This is a genomic window from Acinetobacter sp. 802_lipA (assembly GCF_058242885.1).
Window position 1 is genome coordinate 3,030,829 of record NZ_JBZAYP010000001.1, and the last position, 19,919, is coordinate 3,050,747.

Annotated in this window: 15 protein-coding genes, 6 tRNA genes and 2 pseudogenes; 16 read left to right on the top strand and 7 right to left on the bottom strand. The window is 41.3% G+C overall.

What is annotated here, in order from left to right:
• Positions 1-31 precede the first annotated feature (31 nt).
• From AC4CU3_RS15005 to AC4CU3_RS15015, 3 genes are all read left to right on the top strand, one after another.
• Positions 32-697: a hypothetical protein gene (locus tag AC4CU3_RS15005; RefSeq protein WP_279042979.1), complete on the top strand. Its 666-nt coding sequence runs from the start codon at positions 32-34 to the stop codon at positions 695-697.
• Positions 698-699: 2 nt separating this feature from the next.
• Complete coding sequence (locus tag AC4CU3_RS15010) at positions 700-1,668, top strand: 2-hydroxyacid dehydrogenase (protein WP_279042977.1); 969 nt, start codon at positions 700-702, stop codon at positions 1,666-1,668.
• Positions 1,669-1,752: 84 nt separating this feature from the next.
• Complete coding sequence (locus AC4CU3_RS15015) at positions 1,753-3,192, top strand: M48 family metalloprotease (RefSeq protein ID WP_279042975.1); 1,440 nt, start codon at positions 1,753-1,755, stop codon at positions 3,190-3,192.
• Positions 3,193-3,362: 170 nt separating this feature from the next.
• On the opposite strand, the gene AC4CU3_RS15020 is transcribed toward AC4CU3_RS15015, so the two are convergent.
• Positions 3,363-3,809 (bottom strand): GatB/YqeY domain-containing protein, encoded by a 447-nt coding sequence (locus AC4CU3_RS15020; protein WP_004982206.1) that lies wholly within the window; start codon positions 3,807-3,809, stop codon positions 3,363-3,365.
• A gap of 33 nt (positions 3,810-3,842) precedes the next feature.
• Positions 3,843-4,058 carry a 30S ribosomal protein S21 gene (gene rpsU, locus AC4CU3_RS15025; protein ID WP_001136722.1) on the bottom strand — a complete coding sequence of 72 codons (216 nt, stop codon included), beginning with the start codon at positions 4,056-4,058 and terminating at the stop codon, positions 3,843-3,845.
• A 145-nt stretch (positions 4,059-4,203) separates the two neighbouring features.
• Here rpsU and tsaD point away from each other — a divergent pair, with 145 nt between their 5' ends.
• Together tsaD and AC4CU3_RS15035 are read left to right on the top strand one after the other, a co-directional pair.
• Complete coding sequence (gene tsaD / locus AC4CU3_RS15030) at positions 4,204-5,220, top strand: tRNA (adenosine(37)-N6)-threonylcarbamoyltransferase complex transferase subunit TsaD (RefSeq protein ID WP_279042970.1); 1,017 nt, start codon at positions 4,204-4,206, stop codon at positions 5,218-5,220.
• Positions 5,221-5,829: 609 nt separating this feature from the next.
• Positions 5,830-6,459: pseudogene (locus tag AC4CU3_RS15035) on the top strand (isochorismatase family protein).
• A gap of 163 nt (positions 6,460-6,622) precedes the next feature.
• On the opposite strand, the gene AC4CU3_RS15040 reads toward AC4CU3_RS15035, so the two are convergent.
• Positions 6,623-7,495 (bottom strand): ATP-binding protein, encoded by an 873-nt coding sequence (locus AC4CU3_RS15040; RefSeq protein ID WP_010327089.1) that lies wholly within the window; start codon positions 7,493-7,495, stop codon positions 6,623-6,625.
• Positions 7,496-7,699: 204 nt separating this feature from the next.
• Here AC4CU3_RS15040 and AC4CU3_RS15045 point away from each other — a divergent pair, with 204 nt between their 5' ends.
• From AC4CU3_RS15045 to AC4CU3_RS15080, 8 genes are all read left to right on the top strand, one after another.
• A complete protein-coding gene (locus AC4CU3_RS15045; protein WP_279042968.1) occupies positions 7,700-9,211 on the top strand; it encodes a DUF3336 domain-containing protein in 1,512 nt (503 codons plus the stop codon).
• Positions 9,186-10,010 (top strand): serine/threonine protein kinase, encoded by an 825-nt coding sequence (locus tag AC4CU3_RS15050; protein ID WP_126037149.1) that lies wholly within the window; start codon positions 9,186-9,188, stop codon positions 10,008-10,010. Before AC4CU3_RS15045 ends, AC4CU3_RS15050 begins: the two co-directional genes overlap by 26 nt.
• 107 nt (positions 10,011-10,117) lie before the next feature.
• Positions 10,118-10,202 (top strand) — tRNA-Leu (locus tag AC4CU3_RS15055).
• A gap of 35 nt (positions 10,203-10,237) precedes the next feature.
• Positions 10,238-10,311, top strand: a tRNA-Trp gene (locus AC4CU3_RS15060).
• 33 nt (positions 10,312-10,344) lie between these two features.
• Positions 10,345-10,429, top strand: a tRNA-Leu gene (locus AC4CU3_RS15065).
• A 189-nt stretch (positions 10,430-10,618) separates the two neighbouring features.
• Positions 10,619-10,703: transfer RNA gene (locus tag AC4CU3_RS15070), tRNA-Leu, on the top strand.
• A 35-nt stretch (positions 10,704-10,738) separates the two neighbouring features.
• Positions 10,739-10,812, top strand: a tRNA-Trp gene (locus tag AC4CU3_RS15075).
• Positions 10,813-10,845: 33 nt separating this feature from the next.
• Positions 10,846-10,930 (top strand) — tRNA-Leu (locus AC4CU3_RS15080).
• 130 nt (positions 10,931-11,060) lie between these two features.
• On the opposite strand, the gene AC4CU3_RS15085 is transcribed toward AC4CU3_RS15080, so the two are convergent.
• From AC4CU3_RS15085 to ahpC, 3 genes are all read right to left on the bottom strand, one after another.
• Positions 11,061-11,264, bottom strand: a complete 204-nt coding sequence (locus AC4CU3_RS15085; protein ID WP_004696295.1) for a hypothetical protein — start codon at positions 11,262-11,264, stop codon at positions 11,061-11,063.
• Positions 11,265-11,753: 489 nt separating this feature from the next.
• Positions 11,754-12,485: a hydroxyacylglutathione hydrolase gene (gene gloB, locus AC4CU3_RS15090; protein ID WP_126037147.1), complete on the bottom strand. Its 732-nt coding sequence runs from the start codon at positions 12,483-12,485 to the stop codon at positions 11,754-11,756.
• A 204-nt stretch (positions 12,486-12,689) separates the two neighbouring features.
• Entirely contained in the window at positions 12,690-13,253 is a 564-nt protein-coding gene (gene ahpC, locus AC4CU3_RS15095) for an alkyl hydroperoxide reductase subunit C (protein WP_004982189.1), read from the bottom strand.
• A 344-nt stretch (positions 13,254-13,597) separates the two neighbouring features.
• On the opposite strand from ahpC, the gene hrpA reads away from it, so the two are divergent.
• From hrpA to AC4CU3_RS15110, 3 genes and pseudogenes are all read left to right on the top strand, one after another.
• Entirely contained in the window at positions 13,598-17,536 is a 3,939-nt protein-coding gene (gene hrpA, locus AC4CU3_RS15100; RefSeq protein ID WP_279042962.1) for an ATP-dependent RNA helicase HrpA, read from the top strand.
• Positions 17,537-17,566: 30 nt separating this feature from the next.
• Complete coding sequence (locus AC4CU3_RS15105) at positions 17,567-18,679, top strand: beta-ketoacyl-ACP synthase III (protein ID WP_126037143.1); 1,113 nt, start codon at positions 17,567-17,569, stop codon at positions 18,677-18,679.
• A gap of 6 nt (positions 18,680-18,685) precedes the next feature.
• Positions 18,686-18,859, top strand: a pseudogene (locus AC4CU3_RS15110) (glycerol acyltransferase); the annotation flags it as partial.
• Here the strand turns inward: AC4CU3_RS15110 and AC4CU3_RS15115 are convergent.
• Positions 18,859-19,887, bottom strand: a complete 1,029-nt coding sequence (locus AC4CU3_RS15115; protein WP_490738355.1) for an IS701-like element ISAba11 family transposase — start codon at positions 19,885-19,887, stop codon at positions 18,859-18,861. The pseudogene AC4CU3_RS15110 and the gene AC4CU3_RS15115 overlap by 1 nt on opposite strands.
• Between the last annotated feature and the right edge of the window lie 32 nt (positions 19,888-19,919).

A 19,919-nucleotide genomic window follows, 5' to 3' on the forward strand; every position in this document is an offset into this window, starting at 1 on the left:
ATATGCACTGAATGAAGTGTGAAGGTATAAGATGATCGGGCATCAGCGTGAGGTTTTGGCGAGTTTAGGAATTGATTTGTGGGTTCCTGATTTTTTGCCGTCTCAACAAAATGTAGCCACATCGATCTGGCGAGATCAAAGCGCGACTGAGATTATTTCTGAAATTGTGCGACCTCAGTCTCAGCCCGAAGCCAAAAGCATTCCTGAACCTCCACTTGTACAGAATAAGCTTCCACATCCAGCGCCTCTTGCTGAAATTGCAACACAACCGATTGAACAAGAAACTGTTACAGCATTAAAAGAAGAGATTGTCCGAGAGGCCATCCATGTTGAGGCTTTTCAGTTGCAAGCTGTTGCTTTGGAGCACTGTGCCTTGGTCATTGAAGCGACACAATTGAGCTTGGAGCAGCAACAGCTGTGGCAAAATATTGTGCAAGCCTTACCTGCGCAAAAGTATGCGCTGAATTGGCCTTTTCCTTTGTTGAATTTCCAAGATGGGCGCGGTGTTCAGAGTTATATTCAAGGTTTCATTGATGGTTTAAGTCAGGGTAAAACTGTTATTGCATTGGGCTTTATACCAAATGCTAATGGTATAAAAGTCACACAATCAGCAAGCTTACAAGAAATGCTTGATCAGCCATTACTTAAAAAAGCCCTGTGGCACATGATGCGAGCAAAACAACAAAATATGGAATAGGTATGAAGCAGAAAGTCGTTGTTTTTAGTCAAATAGATGCAGAAGTATTACAGCGCCTAGAGCAGCGTTATCATGTGGTGGTCATCAACCCGAAAGCAGGTGATGTAAATACGCAAATCCGTGAGCAAGTTGCGGATGCGGATGCCATGATTGGTGCAGGGCGTTTACTTAATCAAAACAACCTAGAAACTGCGAAACAGCTCAAAATTATATCTAGTGTTAGTGTTGGCTATGACAACTATGATCTGAACTACTTAAACCAAGCAAAAATTTGGCTCAGCCACACCCCTCATGTGCTAACTGAAACGACTGCCGATTTGGCCTTTACTTTGTTGATGAGTGCGGCGCGTCAAGTGCCTTATTTGGTTCAATGGACCAAAACTGGTCAGTGGTCGCGTACTGTCGGGCAGGCACAATTTGGTCAGGAAATTTTTGGTCAAACATTGGGTATTATTGGCTTAGGAAATATTGGTGCGGCAATTGCGCGACGTGGTTTTCATGGTTTTAATATGAATATTTTGTATCACGGGCGCCGAGAAAAATTAGAATTGGCTCAGCCATTAAATGCACGTTTTTGCGAATTAGATGAGCTGTTAGAGCAATCGGACTTCATTGTTGTGGCGGTTGATCTAAACGCGAATACGCAGCATTTGATTGATGCAGAAGCATTTAAGAAAATGCAATCTCATGCCGTCTTTGTAAATATTTCGCGTGGTGCCGTAGTAGATGAGCAGGCACTTATTCAGGCCCTGGAGCAAAAGCAAATTTTTGCAGCAGGGCTGGATGTTTATGAAAAAGAACCCTTGCAAGATTCGGCACTGTTTCAGCTGCATAATGTGGTGACGTTGCCGCATATTGGTTCTGCAACGTCTGTAACACGTAAAAAAATGGCTGAGTTGGCTTACCAAAACTTGGTGAAAGCATTGGAAGGTGGTCAACCTCAATATGTGGTGAATCCTGAATTTAGATAAAAATTTGATAACACTTCATTGCATTTTCATTCAATTATCAATGTTATAGTCATTCGATTCTTTTAAATAAAGTCGGGGTGAGGGTTGAAGAGTTTTCTGTGTGCGTGCAGTTTAAGTCTTATTTCGACTGTTGGTTTTGCAGAAGGTCAATTTCTTACGAATGCCCCACAGTTCAATGTGCCTGAGATTGGTTCAGGTATAGGTTTTATTGATCAATATAATGAGCGCTATATTGGTGAAAAAGTTTATCGTGAAGTACAGCGTCAGCTACCTGTTACGCAAAATCCGTGGCTAGAAGATCAACTGATGAATGCTTTTTCAAGCATTTTGAGCCAAACCCAACTTGGTCAACCGATTGGTCTGGTGATCATTAATGACCCGCAAATTAATGCCTTTGCGGTCCCGGGTGGATTGTTTGCATTAAACGCTGGTTTGATTACCAATGCCAATAATATGGATGAAGTTGCCGGCGTAATGGCGCACGAAATTGCGCACGTCACACAGCGACACTACAGTCGTTCGCAAGAGGCGTTTAAGGGGCAGGGGTTACTCGCGCTGGCTGGGATTTTGGTTGGTGCTTTGGTTGCGTCTCAAGCCGATGGTGATGTTGGTTCAGCGGTCATGGTTGGTACCCAAGCCGCACTCATGGACAAGCAGTTGTCTTATAGTCGTAACCAAGAGCGTGAAGCTGACCGTATAGGGATGCAGTACATGTATAACGCTGGTTATAACCCGCAAAGTATGGCTGATTTTTTTGAAGTGATGCACCGTGCAACCAGTCGAGTGAGTTTTTTACCTGACTTTTGGTTCACACACCCACTCACGACTGAGCGAATGAGTGAGGCGAGACTGAGAGCGAATCAGTTGCCTAAAGTGAAATCTACTTGGCGTGATGAAGACTTTGAAATATTGAAGCTGTATACCATGGTGATCTCGAATCAGGCGACAGAACAGCAACTACAGACGTTGGTGAGTCGTAACAGCTATGCAGCACAACTGGCTTTGGCTAGTTTTTACCTCAAACAAGGTGACTATAAACTTGCTCAACAAGTGTTAGATCAGGCCAAATCACATCAGAAATTACATAACCTACAAACCTTGATTCAAACCGATATTTTACTTGGACAAAATCGGGTGAATGAAGCTCTTACCGTGATCCAATCACCTGCGAGCATCATGCCTGAAAATCGGGCTTTAAATTATAAATTGGCTGAAGTTTATATACGTCAGAATCAACCTGAGCTTGCGCAGCCTGTACTCAATCGGTTTTTGAAAAATAATCCGCGTGATGTGAATGCGTGGAGAATGATGCAGCAAGCAGCGAGTTTAGATAAAAAGTCACCAATGCGTACCATTAATGTTTTGCGCTACCGGGCTGAAGTGCAGTTTTGGTCGGGCTTTGAAGAAGAGGCGATTAAATCTTTATTGCATGCTCAACGTTTAGCGAAAGATAATGGATCAATGTCAGCGACCATTAAAACGCGTTTAACCCAAATGCAAAAGGATCGACAATTTAGAGCTTAGAAAAGTGGTATTGCAAATAGAGGGATAAAACAGAGATGAGTCAGGATTTGTTTTAAAGCTGAGAATGAATAGATAAAATAAAAAGAAGAATAATAATTTTTATAGAAACTAAAACTTTGAACTGCCTTTCTTAAGGTCAGTTCAACGTAATCGATTTAAAGATTTTTAAATTAAGCCAGTTTTGCTTTAATTTTTGCTGAAACTTGAGAAGGATCGGCGCGCCCGGCTATGAGCGGACGCAGAGAATTCATCACCTTACCCATATCTTTCATGCTAGTAGCTTCTTGCGCTGCAATCGTTTGCGCAATCATGGAATCAAGTTCTTCCTCAGTCATAGCTTCTGGTAGAAATTGAGATAAAACCTCAAGTTCGGCTTGTTCCTTACTAGCTAAATCTTCTCGACCAGCACCTTCAAAGGCTTTGATCGATTCTTTACGTTGTTTAATTTGTTTTTCAATAACCGCAAGAACTTGAGCGTCGTCAAGTTCTTTGCGCTCATCGACTTCGATTTGCTTAATTGCCGCCTGTAGACCACGAATTACCGTTAACTTATCCATTTCTTTAGCACGCATAGTGGCTTTCAAAACTTCAGTTATTTGGCTTTTTAAAGTAGTCATTATTTAGTCCAGGCAGTCAATCACAAATTAATCTTAGTAAAGGCGAGTAGTACGTACTGATTCACGCGCCAATTTCTTTTGGTAGCGTTTAACAGCAGCAGCTTTTTTGCGCTTACGTTCTTGAGTTGGTTTCTCGTAGAATTCGCGCTTACGTACGTCAGCTAAAACGCCCGCTTTTTCGCATGAACGTTTGAAACGACGGATAGCTACGTCTACTGGTTCGCCTTCTTTCAATTTAACTTGTGGCATGAAGAATCCTCATTAAGTTATGGATAAGATCTGGGCGACATTGCCCTGATCACAAGTGAAGGTCAGTATTTTACTCATTTACATCTCATACCACAAGTCTATAATGGTTCACGCAATAGATTTGATACAGGTTATAGGCAGTTTAATGATCGTTTTAGGCTTAGAAACATCTTGTGATGAAACAGGACTTGCCCTTTATGACAGCGAGTTGGGTTTGCGTGGGCAAGTGCTGTACAGCCAAATTAAACTGCATGCAGAGTATGGTGGTGTGGTGCCGGAGTTGGCATCGCGTGACCATGTGCGTAAGCTGATTCCATTGATGAATCAACTGCTTGAAGAAAGTAGTGTAAAAAAATCTGAAATTGATGCCGTGGCATATACGCGTGGCCCAGGTCTGATGGGTGCGCTGATGACAGGTGCGCTGTTTGGCCGAACTTTGGCCTTTGCGCTAAATAAACCTGCAATTGGTGTGCATCATATGGAAGGGCATATGTTGGCACCACTTTTATCGGAAACGCCGCCAGAATTTCCTTTTGTAGCACTTTTGGTCTCAGGTGGACATTCTCAACTGATGGCTGCCTATGGTATTGGGCAGTATGAATTGTTGGGGGAGTCGATTGATGATGCTGCAGGTGAGGCCTTTGATAAGGTTGCGAAAATGATGGGGTTACCGTATCCAGGTGGCCCAAATATTTCAAAACTGGCTGAGCAAGGTGATCCGAATGCCTTTGCTTTCCCACGACCAATGCTGCATCAAGGTTTGGAGTTTTCATTTAGTGGTTTAAAAACAGCCGTATCTGTGCAAATGAAAAAACTCGGTGATGAAAACCGTGATGCGGATATTGCAGCGAGTTTCCAAGAAGCCATCGTGGATACCTTAGTTAAAAAATCTGTGAAAGCGTTGAAGCAAACAGGCTTAAAACGCTTAGTGATCGCAGGTGGTGTCAGTGCCAATAAACGTTTGCGTGAACGTTTGGAAGCAGATTTAACCAAGATTCGTGCTCAGGTCTACTATGCCGAACCTGCACTGTGTACGGACAATGGCGCTATGATTGCTTTTGCTGGTTATCAGCGCTTAAAAGCAGGGCAGCAAGATGGTTTAGCTGTAACGACAACACCACGCTGGCCAATGACTGAGTTGACCAATCCCAGTGAAGTCTAAGACTTTCATTTGATAAGCTTAAAGCCCGACTGAATGTTGGGCTTTTTTACATTTAGGTCTTTACCAAAGGACTTTTAAAAATACTCTGCTTAGACTTTAAGAATATTTTTTGACTCACTTAAATGTAGCTTAGCATCAAGTTAAAAGTATTTACCCATAGGTTTATCCATAGAAATTGGGGATAAGTATGCCTAGCGTGGTTTTTGATTGATCTCAAAAGATTAAGACTTTGAGTATTTTGACTTCAATTGAAATTCTATTTTATATGGTTTTAAGGTATTGATTAATGTTAATAGTTTGTATTTTTCTTAAGTTTTTATTTCTATACGAGGATAAAACTCAAAGCAACGAAGGCCAATTACAACACGTAACATGATTTAGCTTCCTGAGCTTAAGGATATTCTTTAGTTTATATGAAAGGAAGATGTAGATTTAATTAAAAATATCTTAGTCGTATAAATCACAAAGCTATGACGGTCTGTCTTAGGAACTTTCATTACAACAATGGAAGTACATAATTAGAAGAAAATTTTAGAGGTGTTACCCATGGCGGCTACTAATGGAATGCTAGACCTTGATGATTCGATGATTCGATGATTCGATGATTCGATGATTCTACTGATTGACCATCAAAGTGGACTTTTTAATACCGTACGCGATGTACCTGTACCCGACTTACGCAATTATGTAATTGCAATTGCAAAAGCAGCAACTTTATTAAATATACCTGTAATTACTACAGCTTCTGTACCTGACGGCCCTAATGGTCCTTTAATTCCTGAAATTCACCATTTTGCCCCGCATGCGGTTTATGTACCGCGTACTGGACAAATTAATACTTGGGACAATCCTTTATTTGTAGATGAAGTTAAAAAAACGGGTAGGAAGACACTGATTATTGCGGGAACACTGACCAGTGTATGTATGACTTTCCCTGCTGTAAGCGCTCGTAAAGAAGGTTATAACGTCTATTGTGTTGTGGATGGATCAGGCAATTGAAGCAAATTAGCTACAGATACATCAATTGCTCGTGTGACCCAAGCGGGCGCAATTCCGACCGATACTTTTGCGATTGTGGCCGAGTTAATGCGTACTTGGAACCGTCCAGAAGGCTCCCGTTTTGCTGAAATTCTTTCAGATCATGTCTGCCCAGAATATAAATGCTTAATGGAGAGTTATGCAAAAGCACAAGCTGTGGTTAAAGATGGGCCAGAAACAAACTTAGATAAATATCAATAATCAGATCAAACCTATTTGAACTGATATTCATCCCTCATTTTTTCAAAGAAATAACCCAAATTCTAATGCGGAATTTGGGTTATTTCTTTGATCAGACTGAACTATTAAATATAAAAATAATTGAAATAAAATAGATGCTTAAACGCCGATCAGTATTTTTATACTAAAGCTGTTTTAATTGTTGTGAACCGACCCAGTGTTTAGAAAATTGATACGCGGCACGTCCAGAGCGTTGTCCACGTGCTTGACACCAACGAAGCGCTTCGGCTCGTACCATATCGTCCATGGCGATTTGAGCTTTTGCTAAGTAGTGCTGCACGATGTCCAAATATAAATTTTGATCCATTGGATAAAAAGACAGCCATAATCCAAAACGATCGGAGAGTGAAATTTTTTCTTCAATCGCTTCTTGTGGATGCAGTTCAGTGTACTGCGGTACATCGACTCGAGTCACAGGCGTGTTTTCATGCATAAATTCAGGCAGCAAATGACGACGGTTACTGGTGGCATAAATAATAAAATTACTTGAACCTGACTGCAAAGACCCATCCAGCACACTTTTTAAACTGCGATAGTTTTCATCTTCGGCGTTAAAAGCCAAGTCATCACAGTACACAATAAACTTTTCAGGACGTTCTGCTATCAACTTTTGAATTTCAGGCAGTTCGGATAAATCATCACGTTCAATTTCAATCAGCCTTAAGCCTTGCTCTGCGTATTCCGTTAATAAAGCACGCACAATAGAGGACTTGCCTGTCCCGCGAGAGCCTGTAAGCAGGACGTCATTGGCAGGTAAACCATTGAGAAACTGTTCTGTATTTTGCAGTACTTTTTCTTTTTGACGCTCAATGCCTTTTAAATCATTTAATTCGATTCGTTTGAGCTGATGAATCGCTTTTAATTCGCCATTTTCCCATTTAAAGGCAATCGCTGAAAAATCAGGTGCTTGTTTAACTTCTGGTAGGCTTTGCTGTAGTTGTTGGAGTACAGTCGATAGTGCTTCTAAGATATTGTTCGGTAGGTCAATGGTCGCCATGATTAATCAGCTTATAATTACACTTGTCGTCGATCTTAACATCCGATCTAGTCGTATCAAACCCTTAACGTGGTGCAGATTTGCCAATTTTAGGCTTGAAATGGCAATTGTAATGCTCACATAATTTGCACATAGTCAGTTAGACTGACGGTTGAACGTGTCAGTGAAATTTTAGGAAAACAAAAAAAGTGGGTGAGGATGAATATGTTGTTTAAAGATTTCACACGGGAAATCAACCCGCACCAAGCCTATCGAATCAAAAAACTGAAAAACCAATTGGCTCAGGCAGACAACTATACTGAGTGGAAAAGCATTGCGCTTAAAATTGATGAAGAGTCAGGGGCGCAAGAGTGGAAGTATGACAACTGTTCACCTTATTTCGATGCAGAAGTGATTACCCATCGTTTGGGTTTGTTGAAGCGTTATCGCCAACAAAAGCGTACGACCGATTTAATGTACCTGCTACGTGAAGGTCTGAGTTACGACATTGCCAATATTGCTCACCCCATGCTGTTTACCGCAACCTATGTCGGCACCAAGAAAATTATTGAAGACTATATTGAAGAAGTTAGTCGAGGTTTAGCATTTGTAGCATCTACGGATTGCCAGTGTTTAGATAAACAGCAAAAAATTGAATTTTTTCAGCACTGCCAAAAGGCCTTTGGGCAACCGGCCATGATGTTTTCAGGCGGTGCAACATTAGGACTGTTTCATACAGGTGTGTGCAAGGCTTTGCTTGAGCAAGACCTGATGCCGAAAGTGCTGTCTGGTTCAAGTGCTGGCGCCATTATGACAGCGATGCTGGGGCGAGCAACGCCTGCAGAAATGCTGAGCATCTTAAATGGTGAAAACTTTTTTACCGATGCTTTTCAATTTCGAGGTTTTCGTGAGGTCTTAAAGGGTAATGGCGGCTTAGCAGATGTAAAGCATTTAAAAAACTTTTTAATTGCAAATTTGGGTGACGTTACCTTTGAAGAGGCATTTAAGCAGTCAGGCTTGTATAACAATGTCGCGGTTGCGCCTTATGACGCCTCACAAAATCCGCGCATTATGAATACCTTTACTTCACCTGACTTATTGGTGTGGAGTGCGGTACTCGCGTCTTGTGCAGTGCCGATTCTATTTCCACCAGTCAAGCTCACCAGTAAACGACATGACGGCTTATATACCCCTTATATGTCTTCCACGCGCTGGGTTGATGGCAGCGTGCGTAGTGATTTCCCGCAGGAAAAAATGGCGCGTTTATATAATTTAAACTACACCATTGCCAGTCAAGTGAATCCGCATGTGGTGCCATTTATGCAGTCGGATGAAGCACGGTTCCGTAAAGATATGTTGAGCTGGCCTGAACGAATTGTACGCAGACAAGGCAAAGTGATTAGTAAAGGGGTGATGGACTTTGCCCGAGAACGTGTGGGGATGATTCCACCGATCCGTCGTTTACTGGATCATGGCTATGGTGTGGTTGATCAGCGTTATTATGGCGATGTGAACATTGTAGGGAAATATGGCCTGCGTCATTATAGTTATATGCTGCAAAATCCAAGACCACACTTGTTTAAGCTCTTACAACGTGAAGGTGAACGTGCAACTTGGCCAAAAATCTCAATGATTGAAACACATGCCCGTGTTGGGAAAACCATTCAACATTGTTTAGAGGTCTTAACTGCATTGGATACGGCAGAGATGAATGAATCCGAATTCTTGGCAGTTTAATCGTCAAGAATTGAACACTTTCGCGATGTCGCTTCATATTCCGACTCAGCGTTTGGGTTGGGGGCGAAGGCTTTGTCGCTTTGAAGTTGCAGGGCAGGGGTATTGGTTAAAGTATCAGTCACTATCAGAGCATGCGGCGCTAATTAACGGCTTTGACGCTGAACTTAGTTTTTATCAACATGCACTTGCGATGCTGCAACTGCCAAAGTTTTTGCCTGAAGTGCAAATCCTTGAAAATTTTGAGTTTCACTCAGAGCAAGTGAAAGTCGCACTCATCTTAAAAAATGTTCCATCATTACTTATGGCGAACCCCCGTCAGTTAAGTCGAGATCATGTCATTCATATCATCTTTAAGATGCTGAATGCAGTTGAAGAATTACATCAGATGGGTTGGATTCATGCGGATTTAAAAGCTTCGCATTTTTTGTTAGATGGTTCTACATGTAAATTAATTGATTTTGAGCAGAGCCAAAGAGTTGGTGAAATAAGCTGTCAAAAGGCTCTAACGGCGACACCGCGCTATATGGCACCCGAATTATTTCATGGTGAAGCAAAGACCGTACAAACAGACCTGTATGCACTCGGGATCATTCTACTTGAGTGGTTGACTGATCAACGTTTACAGGCATCAAGCTACCAAGATTGGGCGTATTTACACTGTCAGTTTTTGAAGATAGCGCTTCCAGAACCTTTTCAAGGTTTTAGTCCACTATTACATGGACTTTTAGCTAAGCGAAAAAGCCAAAGATGGCAAAATACCATGGCTGCAAAACGATGCTTAATGACTGAAATTGAATGAGAAAAAGCCAAGTATATGATTTTTGTTTCTTATTTAATCAAATGAGTGTGTTTTTCTTAAAAATTGCTTGTCATGCGAAAATGATCCCTATAGTATACACAGCCATTGGGGACGTGGCGAAATTGGTAGACGCACTGGATTTAGGTTCCAGCGCCGCAAGGTGTGAGAGTTCGAGTCTCTCCGTCCCCACCATAAATCATTTGAATTAAGATGGTTTATAAGGCAATAGAGGATTGGTGTAATGGTAGCATGACGGTCTCCAAAACCGTTCGTCAAGGTTCGAATCCTTGATCCTCTGCCAACTTAAAGTCTAACGCAAAGTTAGCACCCTGATGGGGACGTGGCGAAATTGGTAGACGCACTGGATTTAGGTTCCAGCGCCGCAAGGTGTGAGAGTTCGAGTCTCTCCGTCCCCACCATCAGTAATGAAGCAAGGTATAAAGCCTTGCTTTTTTATTGCCTAAAATTTAGTGAAGAACTGAATAGTCTTTTTATACAGATAGAACATAAAAATAGATTCAACTGCCGATTTTATGACAGAAAAGCGGGTGATTGCTTATAAAAGCGCTTGTCATATAGTGTCTATCGCTATAATATACACAGCCATTGGGGACGTGGCGAAATTGGTAGACGCACTGGATTTAGGTTCCAGCGCCGCAAGGTGTGAGAGTTCGAGTCTCTCCGTCCCCACCATAAATCATTTGAATTAAGATGGTTTATAAGGTAATAGAGGATTGGTGTAATGGTAGCATGACGGTCTCCAAAACCGTTCGTCAAGGTTCGAATCCTTGATCCTCTGCCAACTTAAAGTCTAACGCAAAGTTAGCACCCTGATGGGGACGTGGCGAAATTGGTAGACGCACTGGATTTAGGTTCCAGCGCCGCAAGGTGTGAGAGTTCGAGTCTCTCCGTCCCCACCATCAGTAATGAAGCAAGGTATAAAGCCTTGCTTTTTTATTGCCTAAAATTTAATAGATGATTCATATATAAAAAAAGCCCCTTTAAGGGGCTAAATTTTGATTCATCACGCGAAGTAAGTATGGAGCAATTTTAGGCTTTCAAATGGTCTTCGAATTCTTCACCGAGCTGCATGGCCAAGTTATTGCCCGCTAGGTCGCAAGTCACCAGTCCATATTCTTTTTTAAAGCTAAAAGTAAAGCCACGGTTGTCTGCTAAGGTTTTAACTGAATAACCTAATTTCTCTAGCCAAATACGAAAGGCGATGAGGTTTTTTGCTTTCACTACTTTTTTCACGAGGATATTCCTTTTTCACTGATAAATTATTAATAGGGATATTTCACGCTTTTTTAAAGGGGATTTTTTTATATATTTTTGTTTTTGTCTCTTTTTAAAGCAATCTAAACTAAGGCGAAAACGTATAGAAAGCATAAACGAGAGTCTTTCATTGTTTAAAATAATTTTATCATGATGAAAAATAATAATATTTTGAGATGAGTCTCAATACAATGGAATTATGTGCGTTCGTGATAGAGAAATATTTTGTCGTAAATAGAAATGTAATGATTTTTTTCAAAGGCTGGGTACTTTGGGACAGTATTCTCAAACAGCCTTGCTCGTGATCATTCGATTCTGGCATCGTGTGGCTTGAAACTGCATTGGTTGAAATTTTGAGAGCTCAAAGGTTAAGGGTAGAAGCCCCAACTGATCGTTTTAACTCAATAGAAGCACACATACATAATAGGAGACTGCGTTAGTCAGCAGTCTCTAGAAGGGGGAGACCAATTAAAATTGATCCTTCAGATCACGCAGTCGTTTAAACTCTTCCACATTTTCTGTGCGTAAAAAAGGATTGGTTTCGAGTTCGATTTCAATACTGCTAGGAAGGGTACATTGGCCCAAATAGCGCATGGTTTCGACACGGTCTAAACGCTCTTGAATAGCGATATTGTCTGGTTCGACATGGTTGGCAAACTTCGCGTTAGAGAGCGTGTATTCGTGCGTACAATAGACTTTGGTTTCGGCAGGCAAAGCTGCTAAACGATTGAGTGAATGGTACATCTGCTCATGTGTACCCTCAAACACTCGCCCACAGCCCATAGCAAACAGGGTGTCACCGCAAAATAAAGTCTGGATGGATTCAATAAAGTACACAATATGGCCCAGTGTGTGGCCAGGAACTGCTAAAACGTCGACATGTAAATCATGAAACGAGAAATAGTCATCATCCATCAATGCATGGGTGATGAATGGAATTTTAGATAATTCCTCACGTGGCCCATACACAGGAATATTCCGACTCGCAATCAGGTCAGAGACACCGCCAATATGGTCTTTATGCCAATGAGTCAGCCAAATTTGAGCAATGCTTAAGCCATGTTCAGTGCAATAATCTTCAACTAATCCAGCCTCAGTTGGATCAACCACCACGACTTGCTTTGATGAGCTGTGTTCCAGCAGCCAAATATAGTTTTGGAGTTGGTTTTTCACATCAATCATATGAACTTGATAAGTCATTTTTCTTCTTCAAAGAGCTGCATATATTCATTCTACTGTAGCGGGTACACGCACTGAATTCCAGTCATGAATCATGTACAGCGCATAAAGGTTAGCTCTTTATTGTTCTGGGTTTTTCTCTTTCTTGTCATATTGTACTGTTATTTTGGCCATAAAAAACCACGCTAAAAAGCGTGGTTTTTTATGTGTTCAATCTAATTTAGATTAGATTTTACCTACTAGGTCGATTGAAGGAGCAAGAGTTGCTTCGCCTTCTTTCCATTTAGCTGGGCAAACTTCACCTGGGTGAGCGTGTACATATTGAGCTGCTTTAACTTTACGAAGTAATTCTTGAGCATCACGGCCAATACCACCAGCGTTGATTTCAACGATTTGGATTTTACCTTCTGGATCGATTACGAAAGTACCACGGTCAGCAAGACCAGCAGCTTCGATTAGAACGTCGAAGTTTTTAGAAAGAGTCCACGTTGGATCGCCGATTAATGGGTATTGGATTTTACCAATAACTTCAGAAGTGTCGTGCCAAGCTTTGTGAGTGAAGTGAGTGTCAGTAGAAACACCGTAGATTTCCACGCCTAATTTTTGGAATTCAGCGTAGTTGTCAGCAAGGTCACCAAGTTCAGTTGGGCAAACGAAAGTGAAGTCAGCTGGGTAGAAGAATACTACAGACCATTTGCCTTTAAGATCTGCTTCAGTTACGTCAACAAATTGACCGTTGTGATATGCAGTAGCTGCGAATGGTTTTACTTCAGTATTAATCAAGCTCATCATTGTCTCCATGATTGGGGTTTGTATTTAATGTTGAATAGGGTATCGAAATTTTTGTTATTGCTGAAACAGTATTTTTACATTACAAGAATCGGAAAAACCGAATCTTACTTCAGACTATTTCAGCGAATGTGATCATTCTGTTCATTTAGCATGATAAATATGATGACTAAATGACAAAATCATCTATTCCGCAACTCGTTTACAGACATGATGTCCCTAGGCTTAAAATTCAAGGGGATATTTGAAAAAAAGTTAAAATTAAAAAATTATGCTGTACTTTCGCTTCGCTGTATTACCACGTAAACTAAGCGATTGATGTTTTTGATGTAGGTATTTTTTCTGTGCAGCGTCCTTTAAATATAGAGCAATTGGTGATGGTCAAAGACCGTCATCGTTTAAACCGACTCAAAAAAGGAAAAGATGCCAACGAAAAGCAATATCAAGCATTATTTGAACAGTCGCATTTAAAAGTTCTAGAGCGTATTGAACGCATTCCGAATATTAAACTGAATCAAGACCTGCCTGTTACGCAGTATGCAGATAAGTTAATTGATGCCATTCAAGAGCATCAAGTGATTATCGTTGCAGGGGAAACAGGTTCGGGTAAAACCACACAGCTACCGCAAATTGCGATGCTAGCAGGTCGTGGTTTAACCGGTTTGATTGGCCATACACAGCCACGTCGTTTGGCTGCACGTAGTGTGTCCCAGCGTATTGCGGAAGAAGTTGGTGAGAAACTTGGCGAGTCGATTTCCTTTAAAGTTCGTTTTAATGAACAAGGCTCGCAGGATTCGATCGTCCGTTTAATGACCGATGGTATTTTGCTGGCAGAGTTGGCCAATGACCGTTATCTCAATAAATACGACACCATTATTATCGATGAAGCGCATGAGCGTTCGCTCAATATCGACTTTATCATGGGGTATCTCAAACAGCTTTTGCCTCGCCGTAAAGATTTAAAAGTCATCATCACTTCAGCAACTTTAGATGTAAACCGTTTTAGTCAGTACTTTAACAATGCGCCTATTTTTGAAGTAGAAGGTCGTAGCTTTCCAGTCGAACTACGTTATCGCCCAGTCTCTGAGATGAGCATTGTCGGTAGTGATGATGATGAGTTTGATGACTTTGAAGAAAATCTACCTCGTGCTGTCGTGCAAGCTGTAGAGGAATGTTTTCGGGATGCACAAGAAAAAGGCCATCCTGAATATGCCGATACTTTAATTTTTGCCAGTACCGAACAAGAGATTCGTGAATTACAAGAAACTTTGCAAAAGCATGGGCCGCGACATACAGAAATTTTACCTTTATATGCGCGTTTGGCCTTGGCTGAACAACAAAAAATCTTTAATCCATCAGGTGGTGGGCGACGCATTATTATCGCCACCAACGTTGCAGAAACAGCGCTGACTGTACCCAATATTCGTTATGTGATTGACAGTGGTTTTGCGCGTATTTCTCGCTATAACTATCGTTCACGCGTACAGCGTTTACCGATTGAAGCGGTTTCGCAAGCAGCGGCAAATCAGCGTAAAGGCCGTTGTGGTCGTATTGCCCCAGGTGTATGTATTCGTTTGTATTCTGAGGAAGACTTTCAAAGCCGCCCTGAGTTTACTGAACCTGAAATTAAGCGAACGAACTTAGCTTCAGTGATTTTGCAGATGCAAAGTTTAGGGCTGGGTGCTTTAGAAGATTTTGATTTTATTGAGCCGCCAGATCATCGTTTAGTCAACGATGGTCGTAAGTTGTTGGTTGAACTTGGGGCAATGTCTGATAAAGGTAAAGCCCCTCTTTTGCAAAGAGGGGTTGGGGGAGATTCATCTGAAGTCATTCCCCCTCAATCCCCCTTTTCCAAAGGGGGAAGTAAAGGAGATTTAACCAAAATTGGTCAACAAATGGCCAAAATGCCAATTGATCCACGTTTGGCCCGTATGATTTTGGGTGGGGCACATTTTGGAGTGTTGAATGAAGTCTTGGTGATTGTTGCCGCTTTGGCAGTACAAGACCCACGTGAACGCCCTGCAGATAAACAAATGCAGGCGGATCAGAAACATGCGTTGTTCCGTGAAGCCGACTCTGACTTTTTATTTTATATCAAACTTTGGGAAGCACTGGTTGCCAACCGAGACATGAGTGAAAACAAACGCCGTACTTTTGCGCGTAATCACTTTTTAAGCTGGTTGCGTTTACGTGAATGGAAGAAAACTCATGAGCAATTGGTTGATTTGGCAAAAGGCTTAAAGCTGTCTTTTAATGAGAAAAAAGCCAGTTATGAAAATTTACACCGTGCACTTTTAACAGGTCTACTGTCTTTTATTGCCAATAAAACCGATGAACGCAATGTGTTTATGGCGGTGCGTCAGCAAAAGGCTCGCATTTTTCCAGCATCTACTTTACATAAGACCAATACGCCTTGGGTCATGGCTTTTGAGATGGTAGAAACCTCACAGGTCTACATTCGTACACTGGCAAAAATTGAACCTGAGTGGATTTTGCTTGCAGCAGGTGATTTGCTGAAGCACCATTACTTTGAGCCGCACTGGTCGAAAAAAGCAGGTGTGGTCAATGCCTATGACCAAATTTCACTATTTGGCTTAATTATTGAGCCGAAACGTCAAATCAACTATGAAAAAGTCGACCATGTTGCAGCACATGAAATTTTCCTTCGAGATGCACTGACGACAGGGCATTTGGGCATTACGCCACCATTTTTAAAACACAACCTGCTTAAACTTGAAGAAGTAGAGCGGGTCGAGGATAAGCTACGCCGCCGTGATTTGGTGGTGGATGAAGAGACTATTTACCAGTTTTATGCGGCTAAAGTTCCTGAAGAGGTCGCAAGTCGTCGTAGTTTTGAAGACTGGCGCGCAACGGTTGAACCGCAAAACCCACGTTATTTATTTATCGATGATGATGCGCTGTGGATGAACGATCGTCCAACCACGCAGCAGTTTCCCGATTTTTTACGCAATGGTGAACTGCGCTTTGCGGCCAGTTACCGTTTTGATCCAAGCCATGACGAAGATGGTGCAACAGTGAAAATTCCGTTGCAAGCCTTGCCTCAGGTGGATGAAAACTTGTGGTCGTGGGGCATTCCCGGCTGGCGTCAGGATTTAATGGAAGCCTTACTCAAAGCACTGCCTAAAGATAAACGTCGTCACTTGGTGCCTATCCCTGATACGGCTGCAAAGCTAATGGCGAAAGTAGATGCGATGCATTTGCAGCAGCATATTTTTAGTTTTTTAGCCTTCCAGTTACGTGGCGAACAAATCTCTGAAAAAGACTTTAGCTTTGAGCGGATTGAACAGTATTTATTGCCATTGATTAAAGTCATTGACGACAAAGGCCGTGTGATTGAACAAGGTCGTGATTTATCTGAGTTAAAAGCGCGTTGCCGAACGGAAACTCATAGTCCAGTCAAACAGCTCAAAGGTGAGTTCCAAACTTTTCCTGAAAATTTTGTGTTTGAAGCATCACAAAAAGTGACGGGCGTGGTGGTGAAGCAGTATCAAGCTTTAGTCCCAACCAAGGCATTTGCGGCACTGGAACAAAAGGATGAGTCCGGTGTGGTGATTCAGACCTTTAATGATCAAGCTGAGGCGATTAAACAGCACCGCGAGGGTGTACTTCGTTTGGTGCATATACAACTGGGGGATTTGGTCCGTCAGTTGAAAAAGCAAATTTCCAAACCGTTGGCATTGGCGTATTCACCTTTGGGCGATAAGGCGCAGCTGGAGCAAATGTTAGTTTATGCCACACTGCAAATGTCGATCAATGAACTGCCTGTCAACGCACAAGAGTTTGAAAACTTGGTTGCAAATGTCAAAAAAACTTTTCTGACCCATGGGCAAAAAGCACTGGCAGATGTGACAGAGATCTATATTCAATGGCAGGATATACGTCGAAAACTGTTGGTCTTAGATGATGCTGTGTTTGGGAAAAATATTGATGATGTTGAAGATCAGCTAGATTTGATGTGCTTATCAAACTTTGTCTATGTGAAATCTTCCGACATTTGGCTTGAATTTCCTCGATATTTGAAAGCATTGGTCTTGCGTTTGGAGCGCCTGCCCAATAACCTACAGAGGGATAATTCTGCCATTGATCAAGTTGACCCGTGGATGGAAAAATTATTTAAGTTTAAAAATGACACTCGCCTTAAAGAATTGTATTTCATGGTTGAGGAGTTTCGGATTTCTTTATTCTCTCAACCGATGAAGACAAAGATGCCCATTTCTCCGACTCGCTTGCAAAAAGTATGGGAAAAACTTGGAATCAGTTAAGATATAGGTAATTTAAAGAAGGAGTTTTACATGGGCATCCGCATTACAGGTACGGGTCTTTATCATCCCGAAGACATCATTACCAATGAAGAGTTAGTTGAAAGTTTAAATGCTTATGTGGAACAGTATAACCTAGACAATGCTGACAAAATTGCTTCGGGCGAGTTGGAAGCCCGTCGTGGGTCAAGCGCAGAGTTTATTGAAAAAGCGTCTGGTGTAAAACGTCGTTATGTGGTTGAGAAAACAGGGATCTTAGATCCGAAGCGTTTACGTCCATTGTTACATGAACGTTCAAATGATGAACTCTCGATTCAAGCCGAATGGGGCGTGATCGCTGCAAAACAAGCGATGGAAAATGCAGGCGTGACTGCAGAAGATATCGATGTGGTAATTTTATCATGCTCTAATTTACAGCGTGCTTATCCTGCTGTTGCAATTGAAATCCAAACAGCATTGGGTATTCAAGGCTATGCCTACGACATGAACGTGGCATGTTCGGCCGCAACCTTTGGTATTAAACAAGCGTATGATGCGATTAAAGCGGGCGGACGCCGTGTATTATTGGTGAATGTAGAAATCACCTCTGGTCATACCGACTACCGTTCACGTGATTGCCACTTTATCTTTGGTGATGTTGCAACGGCTTCTATCATTGAAGAAACCGACAGAAAAACTGGTTTTGAAATTGAAGACATTAACTTATTCACACAGTTTTCAAACAACATCCGCAATAACTTTGGTTTCCTAAACTTGAGTGAAGTCGATGCAGACATTGAAAATAATCGTTTCGCTCAAGACGGTCGTAAAGTGTTCAAAGAAGTTTGTCCACTGGTTGCCAAAATGATTACGGCGCAACTTGAGAAAAACAACATTGCACCGACTGATGTGAAGCGTTTCTGGTTACACCAAGCCAATGCCAGCATGAATGAGCTGATTCTGAAATTGGTTGTAGGCAAAGAAAATGCTCAGCCTGATTTAGTGCCGATCATTTTAGATGAATTTGCAAATACCTCTTCAGCAGGTGTCATTATTGCGTTGCACCGTACAGCAGACCAAGTCAATGACGGTGAATACGGTGTCTTGTGTTCATTTGGCGCAGGTTACTCTGTTGGTGCTGTGCTTGTGAAAAAACACGTCGTATAAGCCCGTATGTTGCAGGTTGAGCATGATGCAAAATGGATTAAACGCCTGAGTGCTTTATCTAAAGTTTATTTCACACCGACATTTATCGGTGCTGAACAGTTAGATGCATCACAACCTGCAATGTATGTAGGAAATCATTCCTTATATGGTGTGCTTGATTCACTAGGACTTACGCACTATCATTTATAGATTCTCTGTGGTAGCAGATGATTTTTATCGAGAATAAAGTCATCAATGAAGTCTTTGATGATTGGTCTAAATAATTTCTTCTGCCAACGATATACATTTTCAAAGATCCGCTCAAACTGGTTCTTTTGTATCTCGACGTAGGCCATCAAGGCTGAAAAAATATGATTCAAAATCAGTTTAGATCGTCTTACTTGAAACTTTTCAATATGACAAACCTGTTTAATCACTCGGTGATATTGTTCTATTTTCCAATGACTTGAATGTAATTCATGAAAACCCTCAAAGGACAATAAATCATCTTCATCTTGATGCACAATATAAAACCTCTGCTGTTCTTTTAACTGAGTCTTAAATAATTGTACAAAGCCAAAATCTTTGAGCCAGACCACTTGACCCTGATGGAAATTTGGCAATAAACGCAGTTGAAACCATTGTCCTTTTTCTGGGGAAACCTTACGGTTACAGTCGATACCAAACATAAATCGAATACCATATTTTCTTATGGTTTTTAGATTTCCAGTCGATGAATACCAACTATCACCTGTAATAAATTGAATCTTTGCACCCCAACTGAGTACTTCACTTAACATATCCATAAAGTAATCATTCTTGGTTTTACTTTCAGATTTGTCATAAATTCGGAAATTAATTGGAATATTTTGACCATTTTGATCTGTCGCATACAAGGTAATGAGATTAATACCCTTGACGGATCGGTGGTGTTTGCCTGACCAAAAATAGCTAACTAAGTCCATATGTTGACTATATGGTTTATCTAAAACAGTATCATCAATACTGACTATAAGTTTATTATTATCAATATGTTGAATTGCTTCTTGATATAGGTCGTGAGGTGTGTAGTCTTCACGCTCTAGAAAGCGATTTACACTATCATGCGAGATATTATAAGTCTCGGCAAGTTGTGTGCAGCTAATAGAGTTCGGTTCTGTCATGAGAAAGCCCATATAAATGGGTAGAGTACAAGTTGCTGTAGAAGCATTTTTAATTCGTCTGATCACAGATACTTTATAAAGTATTTTAATACTTTTTT